At 63.9% G+C, this 18,808-nt stretch carries 26 protein-coding genes; 12 read left to right on the top strand and 14 right to left on the bottom strand.

All coding sequences use genetic code 11. From position 1 onward, the window contains the following. Positions 1 to 30 precede the first annotated feature (30 nt). The 4 genes from J2R80_RS30310 to J2R80_RS30325 all read right to left on the bottom strand — a co-directional run bounded on the left by J2R80_RS30310 (position 31) and on the right by J2R80_RS30325 (position 3,455). The gene (locus J2R80_RS30310; protein WP_076832145.1) at positions 31 to 768 is read right to left on the bottom strand and encodes an ROK family protein; all 738 of its coding nucleotides are present in this window, start codon (positions 766 to 768) and stop codon (positions 31 to 33) included. Positions 769 to 996: 228 nt separating this feature from the next. Then, positions 997 to 1,734, bottom strand: a complete 738-nt coding sequence (locus J2R80_RS30315; RefSeq protein WP_076832143.1) for a DUF6065 family protein — start codon at positions 1,732 to 1,734, stop codon at positions 997 to 999. Between the two features lie 9 nt (positions 1,735 to 1,743). Next, a complete protein-coding gene (locus J2R80_RS30320) occupies positions 1,744 to 3,000 on the bottom strand; it encodes an outer membrane protein (RefSeq protein ID WP_076832140.1) in 1,257 nt (418 codons plus the stop codon). 137 nt (positions 3,001 to 3,137) lie between these two features. Continuing rightward, the gene (locus tag J2R80_RS30325; protein ID WP_253639908.1) at positions 3,138 to 3,455 is read right to left on the bottom strand and encodes a hypothetical protein; all 318 of its coding nucleotides are present in this window, start codon (positions 3,453 to 3,455) and stop codon (positions 3,138 to 3,140) included. A gap of 5 nt (positions 3,456 to 3,460) precedes the next feature. Here J2R80_RS30325 and J2R80_RS30330 point away from each other — a divergent pair, with 5 nt between their 5' ends. After that, positions 3,461 to 3,646: a hypothetical protein gene (locus tag J2R80_RS30330; protein WP_253623929.1), complete on the top strand. Its 186-nt coding sequence runs from the start codon at positions 3,461 to 3,463 to the stop codon at positions 3,644 to 3,646. 500 nt (positions 3,647 to 4,146) lie between these two features. Here the strand turns inward: J2R80_RS30330 and J2R80_RS30335 are convergent. Beyond that, a protein-coding gene (locus J2R80_RS30335; RefSeq protein WP_141343516.1) for an IS5 family transposase occupies positions 4,147 to 4,910 on the bottom strand; the annotation gives its coding sequence in 2 pieces (ribosomal slippage) (positions 4,147 to 4,572 and positions 4,575 to 4,910; 762 coding nt in all). Between the two features lie 681 nt (positions 4,911 to 5,591). Continuing rightward, entirely contained in the window at positions 5,592 to 6,530 is a 939-nt protein-coding gene (locus J2R80_RS30340; protein WP_057019956.1) for a LysR family transcriptional regulator, read from the bottom strand. A 116-nt stretch (positions 6,531 to 6,646) separates the two neighbouring features. Here J2R80_RS30340 and J2R80_RS30345 point away from each other — a divergent pair, with 116 nt between their 5' ends. Further along, the gene (locus J2R80_RS30345; protein WP_076832135.1) at positions 6,647 to 7,450 is read left to right on the top strand and encodes an alpha/beta fold hydrolase; all 804 of its coding nucleotides are present in this window, start codon (positions 6,647 to 6,649) and stop codon (positions 7,448 to 7,450) included. Positions 7,451 to 7,715: 265 nt separating this feature from the next. On the opposite strand, the gene J2R80_RS30350 is transcribed toward J2R80_RS30345, so the two are convergent. Together J2R80_RS30350 and J2R80_RS30355 are read right to left on the bottom strand one after the other, a co-directional pair. After that, positions 7,716 to 8,384: an FMN-binding negative transcriptional regulator gene (locus J2R80_RS30350; protein ID WP_076832132.1), complete on the bottom strand. Its 669-nt coding sequence runs from the start codon at positions 8,382 to 8,384 to the stop codon at positions 7,716 to 7,718. 86 nt (positions 8,385 to 8,470) lie between these two features. Then, positions 8,471 to 8,713 carry a hypothetical protein gene (locus tag J2R80_RS30355; RefSeq protein WP_057019953.1) on the bottom strand — a complete coding sequence of 81 codons (243 nt, stop codon included), beginning with the start codon at positions 8,711 to 8,713 and terminating at the stop codon, positions 8,471 to 8,473. A 588-nt stretch (positions 8,714 to 9,301) separates the two neighbouring features. On the opposite strand from J2R80_RS30355, the gene J2R80_RS30360 reads away from it, so the two are divergent. The 7 genes from J2R80_RS30360 to J2R80_RS30390 all read left to right on the top strand — a co-directional run bounded on the left by J2R80_RS30360 (position 9,302) and on the right by J2R80_RS30390 (position 12,461). Continuing rightward, entirely contained in the window at positions 9,302 to 9,475 is a 174-nt protein-coding gene (locus J2R80_RS30360) for a hypothetical protein (RefSeq protein WP_194295402.1), read from the top strand. A gap of 10 nt (positions 9,476 to 9,485) precedes the next feature. After that, positions 9,486 to 10,358, top strand: coding sequence for a pyridoxal kinase PdxY (pdxY, locus tag J2R80_RS30365; protein WP_076832126.1), 873 nt, complete (start codon positions 9,486 to 9,488; stop codon positions 10,356 to 10,358). 18 nt (positions 10,359 to 10,376) lie between these two features. Continuing rightward, a complete protein-coding gene (locus J2R80_RS30370) occupies positions 10,377 to 11,003 on the top strand; it encodes a LysE family translocator (protein ID WP_076832123.1) in 627 nt (208 codons plus the stop codon). Continuing rightward, on the top strand, positions 11,003 to 11,347 hold the full coding sequence (locus tag J2R80_RS30375; protein WP_076832119.1) for a tRNA-binding protein: 345 nt from the start codon (positions 11,003 to 11,005) through the stop codon (positions 11,345 to 11,347). The genes J2R80_RS30370 and J2R80_RS30375 overlap by 1 nt, the downstream gene beginning before the upstream one ends. A gap of 140 nt (positions 11,348 to 11,487) precedes the next feature. Further along, positions 11,488 to 11,718: a DUF6894 family protein gene (locus tag J2R80_RS30380; protein WP_028332292.1), complete on the top strand. Its 231-nt coding sequence runs from the start codon at positions 11,488 to 11,490 to the stop codon at positions 11,716 to 11,718. A gap of 9 nt (positions 11,719 to 11,727) precedes the next feature. Beyond that, on the top strand, positions 11,728 to 11,901 hold the full coding sequence (locus J2R80_RS30385) for a hypothetical protein (protein WP_168857013.1): 174 nt from the start codon (positions 11,728 to 11,730) through the stop codon (positions 11,899 to 11,901). A gap of 323 nt (positions 11,902 to 12,224) precedes the next feature. Next, a complete protein-coding gene (locus tag J2R80_RS30390) occupies positions 12,225 to 12,461 on the top strand; it encodes a hypothetical protein (protein ID WP_016840755.1) in 237 nt (78 codons plus the stop codon). An 89-nt stretch (positions 12,462 to 12,550) separates the two neighbouring features. Here J2R80_RS30390 and J2R80_RS30395 read toward each other — a convergent pair whose 3' ends face one another. Then, on the bottom strand, positions 12,551 to 12,736 hold the full coding sequence (locus J2R80_RS30395) for a hypothetical protein (RefSeq protein WP_076832116.1): 186 nt from the start codon (positions 12,734 to 12,736) through the stop codon (positions 12,551 to 12,553). Between the two features lie 128 nt (positions 12,737 to 12,864). Here J2R80_RS30395 and J2R80_RS30400 point away from each other — a divergent pair, with 128 nt between their 5' ends. After that, a complete protein-coding gene (locus J2R80_RS30400) occupies positions 12,865 to 13,593 on the top strand; it encodes a bifunctional 2-polyprenyl-6-hydroxyphenol methylase/3-demethylubiquinol 3-O-methyltransferase UbiG (RefSeq protein ID WP_076832112.1) in 729 nt (242 codons plus the stop codon). 104 nt (positions 13,594 to 13,697) lie between these two features. Here J2R80_RS30400 and J2R80_RS30405 read toward each other — a convergent pair whose 3' ends face one another. The 3 genes from J2R80_RS30405 to J2R80_RS30415 form a co-directional block, all read right to left on the bottom strand. Beyond that, positions 13,698 to 13,904, bottom strand: a complete 207-nt coding sequence (locus tag J2R80_RS30405; RefSeq protein ID WP_057019948.1) for a hypothetical protein — start codon at positions 13,902 to 13,904, stop codon at positions 13,698 to 13,700. 104 nt (positions 13,905 to 14,008) lie between these two features. Beyond that, complete coding sequence (locus J2R80_RS30410) at positions 14,009 to 14,233, bottom strand: hypothetical protein (protein ID WP_076832109.1); 225 nt, start codon at positions 14,231 to 14,233, stop codon at positions 14,009 to 14,011. Positions 14,234 to 14,625: 392 nt separating this feature from the next. Beyond that, positions 14,626 to 15,207, bottom strand: a complete 582-nt coding sequence (locus tag J2R80_RS30415; RefSeq protein WP_143271147.1) for a septal ring lytic transglycosylase RlpA family protein — start codon at positions 15,205 to 15,207, stop codon at positions 14,626 to 14,628. A gap of 589 nt (positions 15,208 to 15,796) precedes the next feature. Here J2R80_RS30415 and J2R80_RS30420 point away from each other — a divergent pair. After that, the gene (locus J2R80_RS30420) at positions 15,797 to 16,672 is read left to right on the top strand and encodes a hypothetical protein (protein WP_253623930.1); all 876 of its coding nucleotides are present in this window, start codon (positions 15,797 to 15,799) and stop codon (positions 16,670 to 16,672) included. 74 nt (positions 16,673 to 16,746) lie between these two features. Here J2R80_RS30420 and J2R80_RS30425 read toward each other — a convergent pair whose 3' ends face one another. Continuing rightward, positions 16,747 to 17,376 carry a L,D-transpeptidase gene (locus tag J2R80_RS30425; protein WP_016843930.1) on the bottom strand — a complete coding sequence of 210 codons (630 nt, stop codon included), beginning with the start codon at positions 17,374 to 17,376 and terminating at the stop codon, positions 16,747 to 16,749. Positions 17,377 to 17,551: 175 nt separating this feature from the next. Between J2R80_RS30425 and J2R80_RS30430 the strand changes: the two genes are divergently transcribed. Continuing rightward, complete coding sequence (locus tag J2R80_RS30430; protein WP_016843931.1) at positions 17,552 to 17,935, top strand: hypothetical protein; 384 nt, start codon at positions 17,552 to 17,554, stop codon at positions 17,933 to 17,935. An 85-nt stretch (positions 17,936 to 18,020) separates the two neighbouring features. Here J2R80_RS30430 and J2R80_RS30435 read toward each other — a convergent pair whose 3' ends face one another. Further along, positions 18,021 to 18,803 carry an SDR family NAD(P)-dependent oxidoreductase gene (locus tag J2R80_RS30435; protein ID WP_076832102.1) on the bottom strand — a complete coding sequence of 261 codons (783 nt, stop codon included), beginning with the start codon at positions 18,801 to 18,803 and terminating at the stop codon, positions 18,021 to 18,023. Positions 18,804 to 18,808 lie beyond the last annotated feature (5 nt).

The raw sequence follows: 18,808 nt of genomic DNA on the forward strand, positions 1-18,808 counted from the left end.
AGTTGCGGCGATTTGGTGGCGGTTCCGGTTTCATCGACGCGCGCCGTTCGCCTTGCGCGCTCTCTTCTTCCACATTCGAAATCCGCCCTCGAATGCGTTGGCGTTGTCGCCGAACCTCACCTTGGGCGGCGGGTTGTCGACCTTGTCGGCATTGCCGCCGCCGAGCACGATGTACTCGGGCTCCAGCGCGGCGGACAGCCGCGCGATGACGTCGTCGACGCTCTTGCGCCATTTCTTCCGGCCGCGCCGCTCGAGACCCGCGGCGCCGACATAATCCTCGAACGTCGCGCCCTTGCGGTACGGCAAATGACCAAGCTCCATCGGCTCGTAAACACCGTCCACGATCATCGCCGAGCCGAGGCCGGTGCCGAGGCCGAGAAACAGCATCCGCCCGCCCTGATAGCTGCCGATCGCCTGCATCAGCGCATCGTTGACGACCCTGGTCGGGCGGCCGAACGCGTGGTGAAAATCGAAGCCGGCCCAGCCGCGGCCGAGATTGTGCGGCTCGGTCAGCGGACGGTTGTGAACGACGGGTCCCGGATAACCGACCGAGATCACATCATAGGACCAGTCCTTGGTGAGCAGCTTGACCTGCCGCACCATCTCGGTCGCGGACAGAGTTGGACCCGACTCGAATTCGCGCTTGATGCGCTCTTTGTCGGTCATGACCTTCACATGCGTGCCGCCGACGTCGATCGCCAGCACAGTGCGGCGCGACGCGGGCCCGTTCGTCTTCTTGCTGGTCTTGTTGCCTGCCTTCTTGGCCATCAATCCACTCTCCTATGCGCGCCGAGTGGAGCAGAGAAACGCATCGCGCACCACAGCGACGTTCTGCATCTGACTCCAATTTGTTCGCCAAGAACGAATCGGAATCGAACAAGTCAGGAGAGTCCAAACATTAAGAAGTCGTGTGCATCATCAACGGCGCGTAGCGATTGCGCTGCGGGGCGATGTGGGGCCGTGCGCTGTCCGCACAAATTCGGCCCGTCGGCCGGACTAATCCTTTGACACGAAATCCTTCAAGCGAAGCCGGCTCCGGTGATCCGCATGCGTTTCTTCGCCCGAGGGATTGAGGCCCCGAAAATAGGTCTTTTGCCACCGCTGCTGCGTTGCCCCCGATCCCGGGTCCTGCAAGTCGGTATTGAAGGCGTTGCGGCCTTCGGACCACAGTCTGTGCTCGCGCTCGATGTCGGGCGCCTTCGATAGTGGCAACGTCTCCGGCTCGATCCGCTCAAGACTGCCACGCTCAATCGGAAAAAGATGGCAATAGGGCTCCCCCCGCTCAAATCGCATCTTTGTGTTTGAACGCGTGAATCGCCAGTTCATCGTGAAGGTGTACGGTGACCAATCCGTCTCGATGACCCCGCTCAACGGCGCAATGGCGTCTTTCGGCCTGTTGATGGGTCCGGTGACAAAAAGGTCGAAACCAGGATCGGTGCGGAACAGGCACGGGACGTGGAAGGTCAATACACCATGTCCGAAGTGACTCACAGCCGGCGCGTCGGTGCCGAAATCAGCCTTGACCCGAATGGTCTCCTTATGATTGAGCCCGTCCCAACGAGCCGAGAAGCCTGACGGACAGAGCAGTTCCCAGCCATGGGCGTTTGCAATGTTGAGTGGCAGGCAGCGGTACGCATAGCGCTGGTCGGAAGCATCCATCCAATCGCGCTCCGGCGATGCAGGCCGGATGTGAACCGCATGGCCGTCCATCGTATAGGCAATGAGCTTTGGCATCACCCAGCCTTATCGCGAGAACCAGCTGCTGCCGCTGCTTGGCGGACCAGTCAACTTATAGCTCAACCCTACGCGAACAATGTTTTCAGTCAATTTCGCCGAGTGGTCCCAAGCGTACGCGCTGAGCCCACCGATGTTCTGCGGTGCCGGGGCCGTCCGATCACCGAGATCGACATAGAGATATTCGAACTTGGCGGTCCAAGGGCCGCTCACGACGGCCTCCCAGCCGACGCCCGCCGTCCAGCCCGGCTTCGCACGGGAGTCGGAGCCCGCAAATCGAAAGCCACTGAAGCCGGGAAAATCTGTTGCCGTCGAAAATGCATAATCCGCATAGGCGAGGCCCGCGGTCACGTACAGCATGTTCGATTGATTGGCCAGGATTCCCAGACGCCCACGGACCGTGCCGAGGTAATTCGAGCGAAAACTGTTTTCCCAAGTGGTTGATACGCCGGCCGCGAGCGGAAACGGCCCGCGCAGCTGGGACGATTGCAGATCTGTGTAGTTGATGTCGGTTTCTAGTCCGATGACCGTCTTGTCATACTGCACGTTGCAGGAGAGGCCGCCGCCGGCAGTCAGCCCTCCCGTGTTCCGGGTACTGATCGAGCCCGCCTGTTGAGCGGCGATTTCGGGAAGGACGCCGTTACGTTGCGCGAAATCGATGATGGCGCCATTTGGATCGGAAGAGAATTGCGCCTTGGCTGAACCATACCCCGCATTCACGCCGACACTGCAGCCAGTCCAGCTGAACGGGGCGACTGGCGGCGGCGCCTTGACCGGCATATAAGCGGCCAACGCCGAGTTCGTCTCGTCGAAGCGCATCCGGAAATGCGCTTTCGCCTCCCAGGCATCGATCCCGGGTGTGAAGAATGACAAATAGCCGCCCGATAGCCACAGTTCGGCTTGCGATCCAAGTTGGGCGCGAACGCCGCCACGCAGCTGTCCATGCCAGCGCGTGAGCCCAATGTCGGTGCCGTCGATCGTGGTAACGGTATCGACAAGCTGTTGCGTGTCGTATCGCAACGTTGCCTGGACGAACGGCTGCAGTAGGAAACGCTGGTCGACCACGAAATCTCGATTGACCTCCACAGAACCTTCGACGTGGCCCCAGCTGTAGGCTTGGCCGGGGATGGGAAATCCCTGGCCGCTTGTAACGCCCCCGACGTTGTCGTGAGCATGAAAAAACGTGAACCGGGGCACGACGCGCGCCCATGGCGTATCGACAATCTGGGTCAGGCTCGCCGATAGAAACACGCGGTCGACAGGCATATTGGCACCATGGCCGAAAACGTCGAAGGCACGATCAAGCCGTGCGTAACCGAGCCAGGCATCAAACAGTGTCGTCGGGCTGACGAGCCATCCCAGGTAGGGTCCGCCGCCGATTCCCGACTGGTAAATCGATGCATTCAGTCCGTCGTAGGTGACTTGGTGCTTTCAGGATTGAACGCAAAGCCGGCAACGAGATCCGGGCTGACACGGTAGTCGAGCCCGTATGTGAGTTCAGACAGCGTGCCGTACGACGTGAGTCCGACGATGCGGTCGGTGAAATTGACCAGGCGCGGTGTTACCCAAGCATGCCAACCGTGGCCGATCGACGCATAGGAAGGATTGGTGGCGATGCTTGCGTACTGGTTGAACCCCGCAAAGATCGCGTCCGAGATGAAGTAGCTGCGCGCAAAGTCCGTCCCCAACGCGCGTGCGAGGTTCGCATGCGGCACCGGCATTGGCGATGGCGGCGGAGGTGGTGGCGGCGCCGGTGGTGGTGGTGGCGGCGGTGGCCCCGGCGGAGGCGGTGGCGGCGGTGACGGTGGCACCGGAGTGGGTGGAGGTGGAGGCGGAGGCGGAGGTGGCCCCGGCGGCCCTGGTGGCGATGGCGGCGGCGATATCGAACAGACCTGGTCACGGAACGCATTGACATCGTTTGATATGGATTTTTCGCCGATCAGAGGTCCTAGGACGCTGCCCCAGGCCCTGAACTTCTCATGATCGTCGAACGATGGCGGAAACACCTCGGTTGCAGTGTCCGTTCGCAGATCGAGGAAGGTAGGTCCTCCGGTAAGCGTTCCGCTCTTGCTGAAGCGCCACATGAATCCAGTCTGCGGATCGCCCTGCACGCTGCTCGCATTGATGCAATAGTCATTGGTCGCGGAGCGATAGCCGTCGAAGCCCAGATGGATTCGGTCCGCGGCGACCGCGACGTTGCCGGAAACGAGCGACGCCGCGGTCCCCAATAAGAAGGGACGAACTCGCGTCTGCCAGTATCGCTCCGTCGGAGCGGAACATGCGTGCTGTCGGTTGGATCCTACCGAGGCTTCGGTTGGCATCGTTGATGGAATCAAGGCCGAACGAGTTCGCGGTGCATCCATCCGCGGTCTCCACAAATCGGCCCCACTGCACGCTAGGTGGTGTGGACACTTATCGCAGCCATAGGACGATGGCAGCGAGAGTGACGACGGCCCGGTAATTCCGGGCGGTCTTTTCGAAGCGGGTTGCGACGCGTCGGAACTGCTTGAGCTTGCTGAAGCAGCATTCCACGAGATGGCGCTGGGCATAGAGATGTTTGTCGAGCGGATATTTGAGGGCTCGCGAGGGGTTGTTGGGGATGACGGCGAGCGCCTTTTTGGCGGCGATGTCTTGGCGCAAACGATCGGCGTCATAAGCCGTATCGGCGATGACGACCTCGGCGGGCAGCCCCTCGATTAATGCAGCGGCTTGTGGTGCATCGCCCTTCTGGCCCGCGGTGAGCGTGAACCGCACGGGGCATCCCAAGCCGCGTACGGCCATATGTATCTTCGTGCTCAGGCCGCCGCGCGAGCGCCCGATCGCTTGATCTTCAGACCCCCTTTTTTCGCCCCGGCGGCGTGCTGATGCGCCCGGACAATGGTGGAATCGACGATCAGATATTCGAAGTCCGGATCCTCGGACATCGCCTCGAAGATGCGGCACCAGACACCCTTGCGGCTCCATCGACTGAACCGCCGGAACACGCTGTTCCAATCTCCAAAAGCCTCCGGAAGATCACGCCAAGGAGAGCCCGTACGCACGATCCAAAGCACACCTTCCACAAACATCCGGTTGTCCCGCCCGGTCGAGCCCTTCTGATCGGGCCGGCCTATGATCAGCGGCGCCATGCGCTCCCAGGCCGCGTCGCTCAACACCAAACGCTCCATCACACCCAAGGCCGCCTCCCAAAAAGAAGCCTTGAATCTGATTTGCTCTCAAAAGGGAATCCTTAGAGTCCACACCACCTAACGCTTGGGGATGAAATATTCAGTCACATAATTGCGGCGTGATGAATTGCTACCTGAAATAGTTCCTTGATGTTGCCGCGTGGCAACGATTCACTACAATTTCCACGATAGTTCCTCGCAACCTCGCGCGATCGGTGCCGAACTCTCCGCATCGTCGCGCAAGCTATGGCATAAACTGCACCTTGCTCCCGTGGGCCGCACAACGATCGCGTTCGCGATCCGACTCCAGTTTGTTCGCGCAGAACGAATCGGAATCAGGAAAATCGGCGCGATCCAGATGTTAACAACGCACATACATCGACCGCATCCGAACAATCGATGTTGTATCATGATGGGATTATTGCTCTCGGCGTGCAACACCGCGGCGCATCTCAGGCACACTGCGTTCTCCCGCATCACTGATCGATCGATGAGTCGCACCACGGCCACGTTCCCGATCCGACTCCAGTTTGTTCGCGAGGAACGAATCGGAATCGAAAAATCGACGCAAAACGATACTTAACAAGAGGTTTGCGCGATTCGATGCCGCGGCGCTTCGTACGGCGGATGAGCGCAAGCGTAATCGGACATCCACCGACGACATCACCGCGTCGGGTTACTCCGCGCCCATTATCGGCCGCGCTTCGCGCGGACCGGTCGGGTCGCCCGCCCTGCACGCTGAGCGAGCCGCCAGCCTTTGAGGTGAAGCCAGAGCGCTTCGGCGACCGGTCCGTGCGAATGCTGGCGATGACGGACTGCCGCAAGATTTTCCTCGCGGCCCGGAAAATTCGGTCCGGCGATGCTGATCAGCCTGCCGTCCCGCAGCTCGTCCTCGATCAGCCATGCGGGCAGATGGCCCCAGGCAAGACGATGCAGGATCAGCTCCTTCTTCATCATCTGGTCCGGCACGCTACACTGATGCGCACCTTCGATCAGGAAGAAGTTTTCCGGCGACGCTCGCCGCGCCGTGTCGCGGATGACGCACTGCGCGAAGGGGCGCATCTGCTCCGGCGTGACTTTCTTCGTCCACGCAAACGGCAGAAAGCCGGGAGCGACGACCGGCACCATGGTCGTGCGCGAGAGCCTGATCTGTTCGAAGCGCGGATCGGACGGCTCCGCGCGATGAAACACCAGATCGGCGTTATCATCGATCAGGCGCTCGAGCGGTCCGCCGACCGCCTCATATTCCAGGTGCAGGCGCGTGTTGGGATAGCGGGCAAAGAACGCCGAGAGCATCTGCAGCACCGGCGGCCGCGGGCACAGGTCGCCGATGACGATGCGCAGGACGACTTCTTCTCCGCCTGCAAGCTGCTCCGCATAGCCCCGCAGCAGATCGAGCTCGCGCAGCGTCACCTGCGCGCGTGCGTGAAACGTCCGGCCGGCGTCCGTCAGCCCGATACGGTATCCGCTGCGATCGAACAGCGTGAGGCCGAGTTGCTGTTCGAGCCGGGCGACCGCCGCAAACACCGACGGGTGCGACCGGTTCAGCGCCGTGCCGGCGGCCTGAAAGCTTCCCTCGGTCGCGACAGCGTCAAAGCAGCGCAAATCGTGCAGCTTGATCCGATCCATTGTTCATAAAACCTACAGAGATTGATCAATCTTAGTAATTTTTCTTCGAAGGCGCGAGTCCTAGCCTGGGTCGACGCGAAGCCTGCCGGCTTCCACCAGCACAAGGGACTGACGAGATGAGCGGCGATCGACACTTCACCACGGCGGATGGCTGCCGGATTGCGTACCGCATCGACGGTCCCGACGATCGGCCGGTGCTCGCGCTGTCGAACTCGATCGCCACCAACCTGCACATGTGGGATCGTTCGATGCCGGCCCTCAGCCGGTCGTTTCGGGTGCTCCGCTACGACACCCGCGGTCACGGCGGGTCGGACGCACCGGTGGGCGCCTACTCGATCGACCGGCTCGGCCGCGACGTGGTCGAACTGCTCGACGCCCTCGGCATCGATCGCGCGCATTTCCTCGGTCTGTCGCTCGGCGGCTTCGTCGGGCAATGGCTCGGCATCTTCGCGCCTGACCGCATCGACCGCCTGATCCTCTCGAACACCTCGTCCTATCTGGCGTCCGAACTGGCGTTCGACGAACAGATCCGCGCGGTGCTCGCGGCCACGGACATGAATGGAATCGCAGACGGCTTCATGCGCAACTGGTTTCCGGCAGCGATGCTGGCCACGCCGAACGAGGTCGTCGACGAATTCCGCAACATGGTGCTGACCACGCCGCCGCGCGGTCTCGCCGGATGTTACGCCGCACTGCGCGACGTCGATCTCCGCCGCGTCATCTCGCTGATTGCGGCGCCGACCCTCGTCATCGGCGGCAAGAGCGACACGGTCACGCGGGCCAGCCACAGCGCTGATATCGCCACGACAATCACCGATGCCAAGCTTGTCCTGCTGCCCGGCGTTCACATCCTCAATATCGAGCAGCCGGATCGATTCAACAGCGAGGTCGTGAGCTTCCTGGCGCTCCACCACATGTAGCCCGGATGAGCGAAGCGACATCCGGGACCGCTCCAAGAGTACGTGGTCAGGCCCGCATATCGCTTCGCTCGTGCGGGCTACATGGATCCACGCACCACATGTTCCCCATTCGACTCCATTTTGTTCGCAAAGAACGAATCGGAATCGAACAAATCAGCGCGGAGCGATTCTTAACAACACGTTTGCGGACTCGATGCCGATCGGCTCTATGGCGCGGATTAGCGCAAGCGTAATCCGCCCTCTGTCGCGTAGAGACAGCGCCGGGTTACACGGAGCTGACCCGCCTTCCGCACGGTCCAATGTCGTATTCAAGCTCCGGCCGCAGCGCGTGCATCTTCTCCGCCAGCCTTTGGCTTGCCGTCTCCTCCGCGCGCGCGAGGCGATTGACCAGCGCGACATAATCCGCATCGCTCTTGTGCTGGTTCAGCTTTGACTGGCCCTCGATCTCGTCGACGACGATGTCGATCACCCTGATCCCCGCCAGCATCGCTTCGCGCTTGCCGGGCTCCATCTGCGTCAGGTCCCAGGGTTGCTTTTGCAGCCGCGCCTCGGAGACCGCGAGCAGCGCGTCGCCATGGCCGCGGTTCTCGCCGTGATCGCGCAGATGCGCGACGCCGGACAAATGCACCGCCTCGTAGAGCCAGGTCGAGACGTTGTCGGGTGAGACATACCAGTCGTTCGAGATGTAGGCGTCATCGCCGGAGACGATCAGGAGAAAGCGCCTGACACCGTCGGCGAGCTCGACCAGCGGATTCTTCGCGGTGAGATGGATCTGCACGATCACGCGATCGTCGCGCCGCTCGATCACGAACGGCACGTGGGACGCGCGCGGGCCGCGTGCATCGGCGGCGACGATGGCGCCGAAGCCGCGCGCCGCCGCAAAGGCGAGCGCGCGGTCTTGCTCAATGCGAAACTGGGGACGGAGGATGTGCATGGCGGCGGCGCTCGCGAGCTGGAGGGAGACGACCCAGCAAGGCTAGCGCAACTTTCGCCGGAGATCACCGCCATGCACGATCCGGCTCAGCAGATCATGGCATTGTCGCCGTGATCGCAGACGCCGCCGGGCTGGTCGCGCGGCAGCGCCTCGGACTCGCCGAAATGCGGGACCGCCATGCGCGGCGGACCGCCGCTCCAGCGGCCGGCGGCGGCATGGCTCTTCACGAGCGCGGATGGGCCCGCCGCCGGCACTTCGTGTGCCATGGCCGACGCCGTCAGCATGGCGAGCGCGGTCAGCGCGGCCGCAATCTGTTTGATCCCTGACATCAGTTGCTCCTGTTGGATACGGCGCGCCGGCGCGTTGTTCGCCGCCGCCGATCGGTTCGCGCTCACATCATGATCGATCGCTCTGCCGTCTTATTCCGACGCCATGAGGCAAGCGTTTGGATGCAGGACAGTCCACCCACGCATCTTCTTCCACGTCGATCCGACACGATCGGTTGATCGCAGCGTGACAGACGAGGTCCCGACGCGAACCCGCAAATCAAACCCGGCTGCGCCGCCTGCGACAAAACAGCCCCACGGGCAACTCAGCAAAACCTGTCGATATCAGAATAAGAAAATATTCCGCTTACTGCCCTTTGCTCGCGGCCCATGGGTGCGGTCAGACAAAACATGTCGCGAGAATGCGGATGTATGACTCGCAGCGCACCACACGTTCGATGTCGTCCCGGCGAATGGAGAAAGATGCGCGCGCCGACTCCATCACCGTCATGCCGGCAGTAAAGGCGAGGGCTTTGCCCAGGAATGATCGAGCTTAGCAATGCCGCGGAATCCCAATCCGCCGTTGAACTGACGGCAACTGGCAGGTTACGCTGTCTCCACGCTCACGCCCTCCCGCTGGAAGGATTCCCCATGAACGGCAATCGATATTATGGCGTCCGCGTCGAGGGCGCGAAATACGGCGTGGGGTTCGGCTCGGCGCTGGCGATCGCGATCTCCTACACCAAGAACCATTCGATCCTGTGGGCCATCATCCACGGTATCCTGGGCTGGCTCTACGTCATCTACGCCGTACTGTTCGGGTGATGCGCACAAGATGACCGTCATCTCGATCCAGTCACAGGTCGCCTGGGGCCATGTCGGCAACAGCGCCGCCAGCTTTCCGATCCAGCTGCACGGCATCGATGTCGTCGCCGTGCCGACCACGCTGCTCAGCAATCGGCCGGGCTATCCGACCATCCGCGGCCGGGTGCTCGACGTGCAGCTGGTCGCCGACCTGCTGCGCGGCATCGAGGAGCGCGGCGCGGTCGAGGCCGCGCGGCTGATCCTGTCGGGCTATCTCGGCTCGGCCGACATCGCGATGGACGTTGCCGACTTCGTCGAGCGCGCGAAGGCGGCGAACCCGGCCCTGCTCTATTGCTGCGATCCCGTGCTCGGCGACCGCGACCGCGGCATGTTCGTGCGGTCGGACATCCCGCCGCTGGTGCGCGACCAGCTCTGCCCGCTCGCCGACATCATCACGCCCAATCATTTCGAGTTCGAATTCCTCTGCGGCGCACGCGCGACGACGATCGACGACGTCGTCGCGCAGGCGAGCGCGCTGATGGCGCGGGGACCTGCGACCATCGTCGTCACCAGCGCCGAGCTGGCCGGCACGCCGCACAGCGAGATCGAGACGCTGGCGATCGAGCGCACTCAATCCGACAAGACTTGCGCCTGGCGCGTGCGCACGCCGCGGGTTCCGATCAGCCCGTCCGGCACCGGAGACCTGTTCGCCGCGCTGTTCGTCGCCGCCCGCGCGCGCGGCCTTGCGACGCCGGATGCGCTCAGCCACGCTGCGTCAGGCATCCACGGCGTGCTGGAGCGCACGGCGCAGAGCGGGACCGAGGAAATGCGCATTGTCGAAAGCGCCGGCGTGATGCTTGATCCGAAGCCGCGCTTCGCGGCGGTTACCATCGCCGCATCCTGACATCCGGGACAGGTCTTCATGATCGACATCACCACCCTCCTCACCTACGCCGCCGTCGTGCTCGGCCTGTTCCTGATCCCCGGGCCGGCGGTGCTGCTGGTGCTCGCGCGTTCGGTCACCGGCGGAGCGCGCGTCGGCGTCGCGACCGGGTTCGGGATCGCCCTCGGCGATCTCGTCCACACCGCGATGGCGACATTCGGCCTCTCGGCCGTGCTGATGACCTCGGCGCTGGCGTTCTCGGTCGTGAAATATGCCGGCGTGATCTACCTGATCGTGCTCGGCGTCCGCGCCCTGTTCGAGAAGAACGACGAGCTGGATTTGCCGGCGGCGCAGCCGGTCGATCCGCGCCGCGCGTTCCGGCAGGCGATCTGGGCGGAAATGCTCAATCCGAAGACCGCGCTGTTCTTCCTCGCCTTCCTGCCGCAGTTCGTGCACCCCGGCCACGGCTCGGCGGTGGCGCAGTTCGCGACCCTCGGCCTTATCTTCGTCGTGATGAGCGCGGTCTACACCTCGCTGCTGGCGCTCGCCGCCGGCCAGATCAGCCCGTGGATCAGTCGGCATCGCCGCATCGGGCAGTGGCAGGGCCGCGTGGTCGGCACGATCTACATCGCGCTCGGTGTCCGCCTTGCGTTCCAGGAGCGCTGATGTCCCCGCTCAAGCCGCAGGCCAGCTACGACGACTTCGCCCGCCTCGATATCCGGATCGGCGAGGTCGTCGAGGTGCAGCCGTTTCCCCGCGCCCGCAATCCGTCCTACAAGGTCGGCGTCGATGTCGGCGCCGGGCGAATCATGTGGTCGAGCGCGCAGATCACGAATTACGAGCCGGCGGCGCTGGTCGGCGCGCTGGTCGTGTGCATCTGCAATCTCGGGCCGAAGAACATCGCGGGTTTCACCTCGGAACTCCTGATCCTCGGCGCCAAGGACGCCAGCGGCGAGGTGATCGTGCTCGGTCCGCGCAGCGAGGTTGCGATCGGCGAGCCGATCTTCTGACGTCGGGCTCATCACAGCCGCGTGATTCAAATCGTCTGGAATCCCCGTAGTTTACCGATGGGGGATCACCCGGATTCTCCGTGCCCGCGCGCGCTGCTATTGCAACGCGCGAGAATCGCTTCGGCATGGGAATCGGAAGAATGTCTGCAGTTTTCTTTCACTGCTCCGACGACAAGCACGTCATCCTGGATCGCACCGGCGCCGCCATGGATCTGGCGGAGGCGCGCGTGTATGCGGAGCAACTGGCGCGCAGCTTTGTCATGACACCGAGTGTGGAGGACTGGCGCAACTGGGCGGTCCACGTCACCGACGACATCGGAACCGAGATCTTCGAGCTGCCGTTCACTGCCATCCTCGGCGAGCTGCATTGAGGGCGTGCCATGAATGCGATGGAACTTGCCCTGCAGCCGTTGCGACGCCACCTCGCCCGCCTCGTCGCGCGCTGCGTCGCGCTGATCGATGGCGTCATCAATCCCTATCGCCCCGAACTGTATTACATGCGCGGGCCTGGCCCGAAATGCCGCGCCCGGCGGCAAGCCGCGCTGCGCGACTAGCTTCGCGGCATCCACAACGAGAAAAGGCCGGCGGGCGTTACGCCACCGGCCTTCTCCTGCAGCTGCCGGTTCCCGGAGTCCGGTTCCGCTGCGATTCCACTTGGTCCTGAGCTTGCGACGACTGTTTTAATCAAATCTTAACGGCATGGCGGTGAGCTGGTTCAAAGGACTCCTTCGCCGTGCGGCGTGGCTTGTTCGTTCGTCGTGCTTGATGCGCTGCACATCGTTTTTGCGCCGATCGCACGTTGATTGTGCGCCACGCATCTTAGGGAATGCTCGACTCAGTGTTACCCTGTGATGCAAACCGAAACGGAGACTTCGGAATGCCGTACTACACCTTCGATCTCGTGGTGGGGGACGAGTTCCGCAATCAAGGAACCATCATCCTCGAAGACATCAGTCTCGCCTCCGACCGCGCCGACCAGCTCGCCAACGAGCTGTCGCAGGTCAAGCCGGAGCTGAAGGCGCGCGGCTGCGCGGTGCGCGTCACCGACATCGACCGGCGCGAGCTCTACCGCACGCCGCTCGATCCCGTGCCGCGGTGGCGCAGGGCGGGCTAGCGTCCGTCGGTTAGATCTGCGGCGACCGCGCTCGCCTCGCGCGGTCCCAGTGTTGTTGCGCGACGGCGGGGTCGCTGCCCCGCCCGCCGTCAGCTCTGATGCGGTCCGCGCATCATCTTCAGCGCGTCCTCGATATGGCGCCAGTCGCGCGCGTCGTCGGTCTCGCCCTTGCTCTCGCAGGCCACGGCGTTCTGCGCGGCCTGGGCGATCGCCTGCGGACCGTGCTTCAACAGCATCTGCCGCGCGATGGTGTGGATTTGCATCTCGGCTAACATGGCGCTCTCCTCGGCTGTCGACTGCTGACATCAGAAACCACCGAGCGCCGCGTCTGGTTCCAGCAGCGCGCCGGGCGCGCCACAATCAGCGGTTCCCACCCGGCGCGGCGGCGGCTACAGAGAGAGCCATGGCGCAGAACATCTATGACGATCCCGGCTTCTTCGCCGGCTACAACCAGCTGCCGCGGCAGGTCCGCGGACTGCTCGGTGCGCCCGAATGGCCGGCGATCCGCGCCATGCTGCCCGATGTCGCGGGCAAGCGCGTGGTCGATCTCGGCTGCGGCTTCGGCTGGGTGTCGCGCTGGATGCGCGAGCAAGGCGCATCCGACGTGCTCGGCATCGACCTCTCGCAGAACATGATCGGCCGCGCCGCGGCCATGACGCAGGATGCGGCGATCACCTACGAGATCGCCGACCTCGAGACGCTGGAGCTGCCGAAATCTACCTTCGATCTCGCCTACTCCGCCCTCGCCTTCCACTACATCAGGGATTTCGATCGCCTGGCGCGCATGCTGTATCGCGCGCTGGTCCCGGAGGGGCATCTGGTCTTCACCGTCGAGCATCCGGTCTACATGGCGGCCGTCCATCCGGACTGGGGGCAGGACGAAGACGGCCACAAGACCTGGCCGGTCAACCGCTACTTCATCGAAGGCGAACGCCGGACCGACTGGTATGTGAAGGGCGTGCTGAAATATCACCGCACCATCGGCACCACGATCAACGCGTTGATCGCCGCCGGCTTCACGCTGCGCCATGTCGAGGAATTCTGCCCGACGCGGGAGCAGGTCAAGGCCGCGCCCGAACTGGCCGACGAGCTCGAACGGCCGATGATGCTGCTGGTGTCAGCGCAACGCTAAAGCATGATCCGGAAAAGTGCGAAGCGGTTTTCCGAGGAGATCATGCTCTAACTGAAGAGCTAAAGCGCGATGAAGCTTCAACCCGAACTCATCGCGCTTTGGCGTCAAGCCGCGAGCAGCTTGTCGAACTCCTCGGGCGGGTATGATTTCCCGTCCTTGTCGGTGATCACCACCTGCCACCCTTCGCTCGCCCAGACCTTGGCCTTGGCGATGATGATGAAGGTGCTCTCGCGCTCGATCCTGACCGTTTCGTTCTCGCGTTCTGCGATCATCTTGTAGGCCAACGCTTGTCCCTCGCCGACTTGGTCCATCCGGCGTTTGTTGGCAGCGGCTTTGGGCCGGATTTCGCTGGGACTGTGACAATTTGGTGGAACCGCCGGCGCAGGATCCGCCAGCGCGCAACGTTCGGTCGCGCCTATGCGAGCTTTCCCATCAAGGTCGGCATATCCAGCGCCAATGAGTTGACGCTGCGCGCGAATCGCATCTGCGGCCCCTCGAAGGTGCAGGTCACGGTGTCGCGAAACGCCGATTCCACGCAGGTCCAGGTCATCACGAACGTGCGCAGGTCGCGCCAGCTGCCGCTCGCGACCACGCGCATCAGGTCGGGCTGGTACTCGTGATGCAGCTTGTTGCCAGTCATCGTCGCGGTGCCCTCGCGCGGCGCATCGAGGCCGACCTCGATCCGGTGCGTGCCTCTGCCGTCCTCGAGCGTGCGAAGCCGTCAGTTTCTTGATTGTTGTTTGGCATGGCCGCCCTCCAAAGCAGAACGGAGGTTATGGCGCCGGCTCGCCCTGTCGACGCATGCGGCGCGCATGGCGGCCACAAGAAAAACCCCGCCCTGGAGGGACACCAAGGCGGGGAAGGTTCATTGGGTAGAAATCCACGCGCCTGGAAATGGAGAGCGCGGGGAAGTAGCGGCAACAATTCTATTTGCCGCCGTCATTCGGACAACAGGATTAAAGCGCGCGCAACGCCGGGACTTTTTCCCGATCGAGCTGGCAAAAATCCCGAACCTGGCTTGCGCCACGCTATTTACTGCACCACGTCGAGCCTGACATTCGTGATGCCCTTGCCGATCATGCCGAGCGATTGCGCCGCAGAATGCGAGACGTCGACGATGCGCCCGGGGACGTAGGGTCCGCGGTCATTGACGCGCACGGTGACCGAACGACCGCTCTTGACGTCGGTCACGCGCAGCTTGGTGCCGAATGGCAATGTCGGATGCGCGGCGGTCAACTCGCGTCCGTCGAACTTCTCGCCGCTTGCGGTCGGCTGCTCCTCGCTGTAGAAGCTCGCGACGCCCTGCGACGCAATCTTGGTGTGGCCGGTCCTGCGCGAGGCATACGGCGTATGCTTGCGCGCCGTGGCGACACGTGTGCGTGTCGCAGATGACGCAGCCCGCGTCGGCTCGATCGACGCAGGCCGGCTCGCTAGCGCCTGTGAGCGCTGGCTGACAACGGAGGACTGCGCGCACGCCGCGAGCGACGCCGCGCCGATCATCACGGCAAGTAGCCGGAGCGGCTTTTGGGCATGCGCAAACGGGATCGGGGCCGCAGCACCATGCGCGCTGCATTTGACGCCGACGTACGAGTTGACTGCATCGTCGCGTGACATGTTGCACCCCCAACTTGCGCCCCCAGCCCAAGCCGAAAATCCAACGGCCTATCAGCCGAATCCAATCGGGGCGGAACGGTGGCGGAGCACGGTCGGAGGTGCCGGACGCCATGCGATTTGCCCTCGGGTGTGGTGGATGCGCCACACAACCCAGGGAGCTTTCATCCGGAATGCGGTAGGGGCGCTGCGCGAGAGGCCGTGGACGTTCGTGCGCTTCGTCCCCGGCTTGGGTTCCCGAAACTCCCCAACCTCTCCACCCTCTCGCCTTGCTTTGGTCAAACCGGACTGGAGTCGTGGGGACAGGGTCAGGGGTCAATACAGAGCGTAAATTTGCCGGCCGCCCATTTGCGGTTGACCTTGGAATGAAACGGGGACCGCCATGCAATCGACACTGAAAGACGCAGATCCACACGATATTTTCGCGATCGAACCCAGCTTCGCTCCGGTACGCCCGGACAACGCCGCTGCGCCTGCCGGAAGGGCAGCGCCGGGGCAACGCGAGCCCTATTTCGGCTCGAGCCTCGCGCCTACGTCCACGCCCCCGGTCGCGTCCGCCGCGGCCGTCGCCTCGGTGCCGCCGGTCACGACAATGTCAGTAGCGGCCGAGCCGGCCTATAGCGCGCCAAGCCATGACGGCCGACTGGACGACATCAGATTGGACCGCGCGCCGCGCCCCACCAGCAAATGGGCGATCCGCGCCTTCTGGTTCTGCTTCGCGATCGCTGGCGCCATGGGCACCGCGGCGTGGCAGCACTACGGCGATCGCGCCAAGCAGATCGCCGCCGAGTGGGCGCCTCAGATCGCTGCACTGACTTCGCTGATCCCAGGCAAGGCAGCCTCCGCCTCGGATCAGGTGAGTGCGCCGCCAGCACCGGCGGCGACAACCGATCAGGCGGCAGCTGAAGCTGCACCGGCCACTCCGCCACAGGACGTCGCCACGGCCGTGCCCGCCACGGCCGCGCCGGCGCCCGCCCCTGCCGCGGCACCGGCTGCCGCAGGAGCGCCGGTTGCGCCCGCTACCGCGGCGGCACCAGCCGCAGCGGCACCCGACCAGACGCAATTGCTGCAATCGATGGCGCGCGATCTCGCGTCGATGGGACAGCAGATCGAGCAGTTGAAGACCAGCATCGATCAGCTCAAGGCCGGCCAGGATCAGTTGGCACAGCGCGTCGCGAAGACGACCGAGACCAGGGCCGTCGAGCCGCGGCCGGTCGCTCCGCCGCGCCCGCGCGCCGCGGTCACGCCGCAGGCGGCGCCGCATGCCGCCGTTGCGCCGCCACCGGTGCGCCGGCCGGCGCAGGCCTATATCCCGCCGCCTCCACCGCCTGCATCAGCAGCACCGCTGCCGGCTCCCGCCGCCGCCCCGCAGGCGGTTGCGGCACCGCGGCCGGTGCAGCAGCAGTCCTCGGTTGTTGACGCGGATGATGGCGGCCCGGTGGTTCGGCCGCCGATGCCGCTGCGCTGAGCCTGACCGACCTTTAAAAAAGCGTGCGGCCGATCGCGATGACGCGATCGGCCGCAATACACTTTGTATTCGAATTACGCGCTCTGTCCCGGCGGCAGAACGACCACGGTCGCGCCCGGCTTGACCCGCTGATAAAGGTCGATCACGTCGCCATTGGTCATGCGAATGCAGCCCGACGAGATCGCCTGCCCGATATATTCGGGCTGGTTGGTGCCATGGATGCGATACAGCGTGTCCTTGTTGCCCTGGTAGAGGTAGATGCCGCGGGCGCCGAGCGGATTGGCCGGTCCACCGGCGACACGCTTCGGATACGGCCCGAGCCGCTCCTGGATATCCTGGGTCGGAACCCAATCCGGCCATTCGGCCAGGCGGCCGACAGTGGCGACGCCGGAGAAGGCCATCGCCTCCTCGCCGACGGCGACGCCGTAACGGATCGCCTTGCCGCCGGGCAGCACGTAATAGAGGTAGCGCGCGTCGGTATCGACCAGGATCGAGCCCGGCTGCTCCCGACGGGTGTACTCGACAATGTGCCGCTGGAACTGCTGCGGGATCTTGGCATCCGCATAGGGCGGATGCGCCAGCAATTGCCGATCGCGCGACGTCATCGCGACATCCGTCGCCGGCGACAGCGTCGCCTGCATGCAGCCGCCAAGCGCAAGCGATCCCACCAGCACCGCAGCAAGCCCCAACTTTGACACGATCATTCTCCCCTGCGTCAACTTGTGCCACATGCTGCCGAAATCGTGCTCAAATCGTGGCAGCGCAGGTTGGAACACGTCCGTTTGATCGGTTCTTTCCGTGAGTGTGTCCTAGCGGTTGCACTCGGTTCCCTTGGACGCTAGCTTCACAAAAAACGTCCAAAACCACCGGAGGAAATTCATGCGTTACGCCCTGCTGATCGGCGGCCTGATTGTCGCAGCAACCCCTGCCCATGCCGATCCGCGCGCGGCCTATGTCACGATGGTGCTGCAGGCCTTCGCCGCCAAGGTCGAGTGCCCCGGCACCGATCTGGTCTATCAGGACCTCGTGCAGCGGGCGCAGGACATGCATCTGCCCGACGGCACCACCGAGAAGGTGCGCAAGGCGATCGCCTTCATGCATACCGGCGGCAAGATGGGCGAGAAGCAGGCCGACGACCTGATGACGGAGGTCGCGATCGCGACCCAGACCACCGACCTCGATCAGCGCCGCGCCGGTAGCATGACGACCTGGTGCCAGGACCAGAAGACGCGGCTTGCGGGTTACATCAGGACGAAGGAATAGAAAGCGTTTTCGAGCGAAGCCTGTCCCACACTTGATGCGGGATGGGCACCGGTTCGCGTGAAGAAAACGCGTCAGACAAGAATCCTCAATCGAGCTCCGGCGGCGCGAACCAGTTGGTCAGCGACAGGCCGCCGTCGACCACGATCGACGCCCCGGTGACGTAACCCGAGAGCTTGTGCGAGAGCACGGCAAGCGCCATCGGCGCCAGATCGTCCGCCTGGCCAAGCCGCCCGAGCGGAATGTGCTTTGCCAGCGCCGGATCGGCGACGAAGCCGCCGGCCGCGATCGCGCCGGGCACCAGCGCATTGACGCGGATGCCATAGCGGCCCCAGCTCTTGGCAAGCTCCTTCACCAGCATCGCCATGCCGGCCTTCGCGGTCGAGTAATGCGGCAGGTTGCGTGGCGTGCCGGCATGCAGCGAGGTGAGCAGCAGGAACGAGCCCGGCGTCTTCGCCGCGATCAGCCTGCGCGCCAGTTCGCGCGACAAATGAAAGCCGGCATCGAGATTGACCGCATGCATCTGCCGCCAGATCTCTTGATCGACGGCCATCGCATGATCGGCTTCGCGGCGCGGCGGCGAAGCACTGTGGACGAAATGGGTGACCTGTCCGAGCGAGGCTTGCGCATGCGCCAGCAGGGCGTCGCACGCCGCGTGCTGCGCGAGATCGCCAACCCAGCTGACCGCGAGTTCAGGACGCGGCGCGGCCTTGATCGCCGCCAGAACCCTGTCCTCATACAGATCGGCAAACACCGTCCGCACACCTTCGCCGACCAGGGCCTGCGCAATGGCGCGGCCGATGCCGTTGCCCGCGCCGGTGACCAGGGCTGTCTCGCATGCGGGATCGAACGGCGATGTGAAGAGGCCCATGATCG

The sequence above is a fragment of the Bradyrhizobium sp. USDA 4541 genome (assembly GCF_024171085.1).
Classification (GTDB): Bacteria; Pseudomonadota; Alphaproteobacteria; order Rhizobiales; family Xanthobacteraceae; genus Bradyrhizobium; species Bradyrhizobium australafricanum.

Bases quoted from the DNA above. Each gene is read 5' to 3' on its own strand.
- J2R80_RS30420 (WP_253623930.1), top strand. From the start codon at position 15,797: ATGTCAGTAGCGGCCGAGCCGGCCTATAGCGCGCCAAGCCATGACGGC.
- J2R80_RS30325 (WP_253639908.1), bottom strand. From the start codon at position 3,455: ATGCCGGTGCCGCATGCGAACCTCGCACGCGCGTTGGGGACGGACTTT.
- J2R80_RS30430 (WP_016843931.1), top strand. From the start codon at position 17,552: ATGCGTTACGCCCTGCTGATCGGCGGCCTGATTGTCGCAGCAACCCCT.
- J2R80_RS30390 (WP_016840755.1), top strand. From the start codon at position 12,225: ATGCCGTACTACACCTTCGATCTCGTGGTGGGGGACGAGTTCCGCAAT.
- J2R80_RS30405 (WP_057019948.1), bottom strand. From the start codon at position 13,904: ATGGACCAAGTCGGCGAGGGACAAGCGTTGGCCTACAAGATGATCGCA.
- J2R80_RS30375 (WP_076832119.1), top strand. From the start codon at position 11,003: ATGTCCCCGCTCAAGCCGCAGGCCAGCTACGACGACTTCGCCCGCCTC.
- J2R80_RS30330 (WP_253623929.1), top strand. From the start codon at position 3,461: ATGGCGGCGGAGGTGGTGGCGGCGCCGGTGGTGGTGGTGGCGGCGGTG.
- J2R80_RS30360 (WP_194295402.1), top strand. From the start codon at position 9,302: ATGAACGGCAATCGATATTATGGCGTCCGCGTCGAGGGCGCGAAATAC.
- pdxY (WP_076832126.1), top strand. From the start codon at position 9,486: ATGACCGTCATCTCGATCCAGTCACAGGTCGCCTGGGGCCATGTCGGC.
- J2R80_RS30370 (WP_076832123.1), top strand. From the start codon at position 10,377: ATGATCGACATCACCACCCTCCTCACCTACGCCGCCGTCGTGCTCGGC.
- J2R80_RS30380 (WP_028332292.1), top strand. From the start codon at position 11,488: ATGTCTGCAGTTTTCTTTCACTGCTCCGACGACAAGCACGTCATCCTG.
- J2R80_RS30385 (WP_168857013.1), top strand. From the start codon at position 11,728: ATGAATGCGATGGAACTTGCCCTGCAGCCGTTGCGACGCCACCTCGCC.
- J2R80_RS30350 (WP_076832132.1), bottom strand. From the start codon at position 8,384: ATGCACATCCTCCGTCCCCAGTTTCGCATTGAGCAAGACCGCGCGCTC.
- J2R80_RS30415 (WP_143271147.1), bottom strand. From the start codon at position 15,207: ATGTCACGCGACGATGCAGTCAACTCGTACGTCGGCGTCAAATGCAGC.
- J2R80_RS30340 (WP_057019956.1), bottom strand. From the start codon at position 6,530: ATGGATCGGATCAAGCTGCACGATTTGCGCTGCTTTGACGCTGTCGCG.
- J2R80_RS30400 (WP_076832112.1), top strand. From the start codon at position 12,865: ATGGCGCAGAACATCTATGACGATCCCGGCTTCTTCGCCGGCTACAAC.
- J2R80_RS30345 (WP_076832135.1), top strand. From the start codon at position 6,647: ATGAGCGGCGATCGACACTTCACCACGGCGGATGGCTGCCGGATTGCG.
- J2R80_RS30435 (WP_076832102.1), bottom strand. From the start codon at position 18,803: ATGGGCCTCTTCACATCGCCGTTCGATCCCGCATGCGAGACAGCCCTG.
- J2R80_RS30310 (WP_076832145.1), bottom strand. From the start codon at position 768: ATGGCCAAGAAGGCAGGCAACAAGACCAGCAAGAAGACGAACGGGCCC.
- J2R80_RS30425 (WP_016843930.1), bottom strand. From the start codon at position 17,376: ATGATCGTGTCAAAGTTGGGGCTTGCTGCGGTGCTGGTGGGATCGCTT.
- J2R80_RS30355 (WP_057019953.1), bottom strand. From the start codon at position 8,713: ATGTCAGGGATCAAACAGATTGCGGCCGCGCTGACCGCGCTCGCCATG.
- J2R80_RS30395 (WP_076832116.1), bottom strand. From the start codon at position 12,736: ATGTTAGCCGAGATGCAAATCCACACCATCGCGCGGCAGATGCTGTTG.
- J2R80_RS30410 (WP_076832109.1), bottom strand. From the start codon at position 14,233: ATGACTGGCAACAAGCTGCATCACGAGTACCAGCCCGACCTGATGCGC.
- J2R80_RS30315 (WP_076832143.1), bottom strand. From the start codon at position 1,734: ATGCCAAAGCTCATTGCCTATACGATGGACGGCCATGCGGTTCACATC.
- J2R80_RS30320 (WP_076832140.1), bottom strand. From the start codon at position 3,000: ATGCCTGTCGACCGCGTGTTTCTATCGGCGAGCCTGACCCAGATTGTC.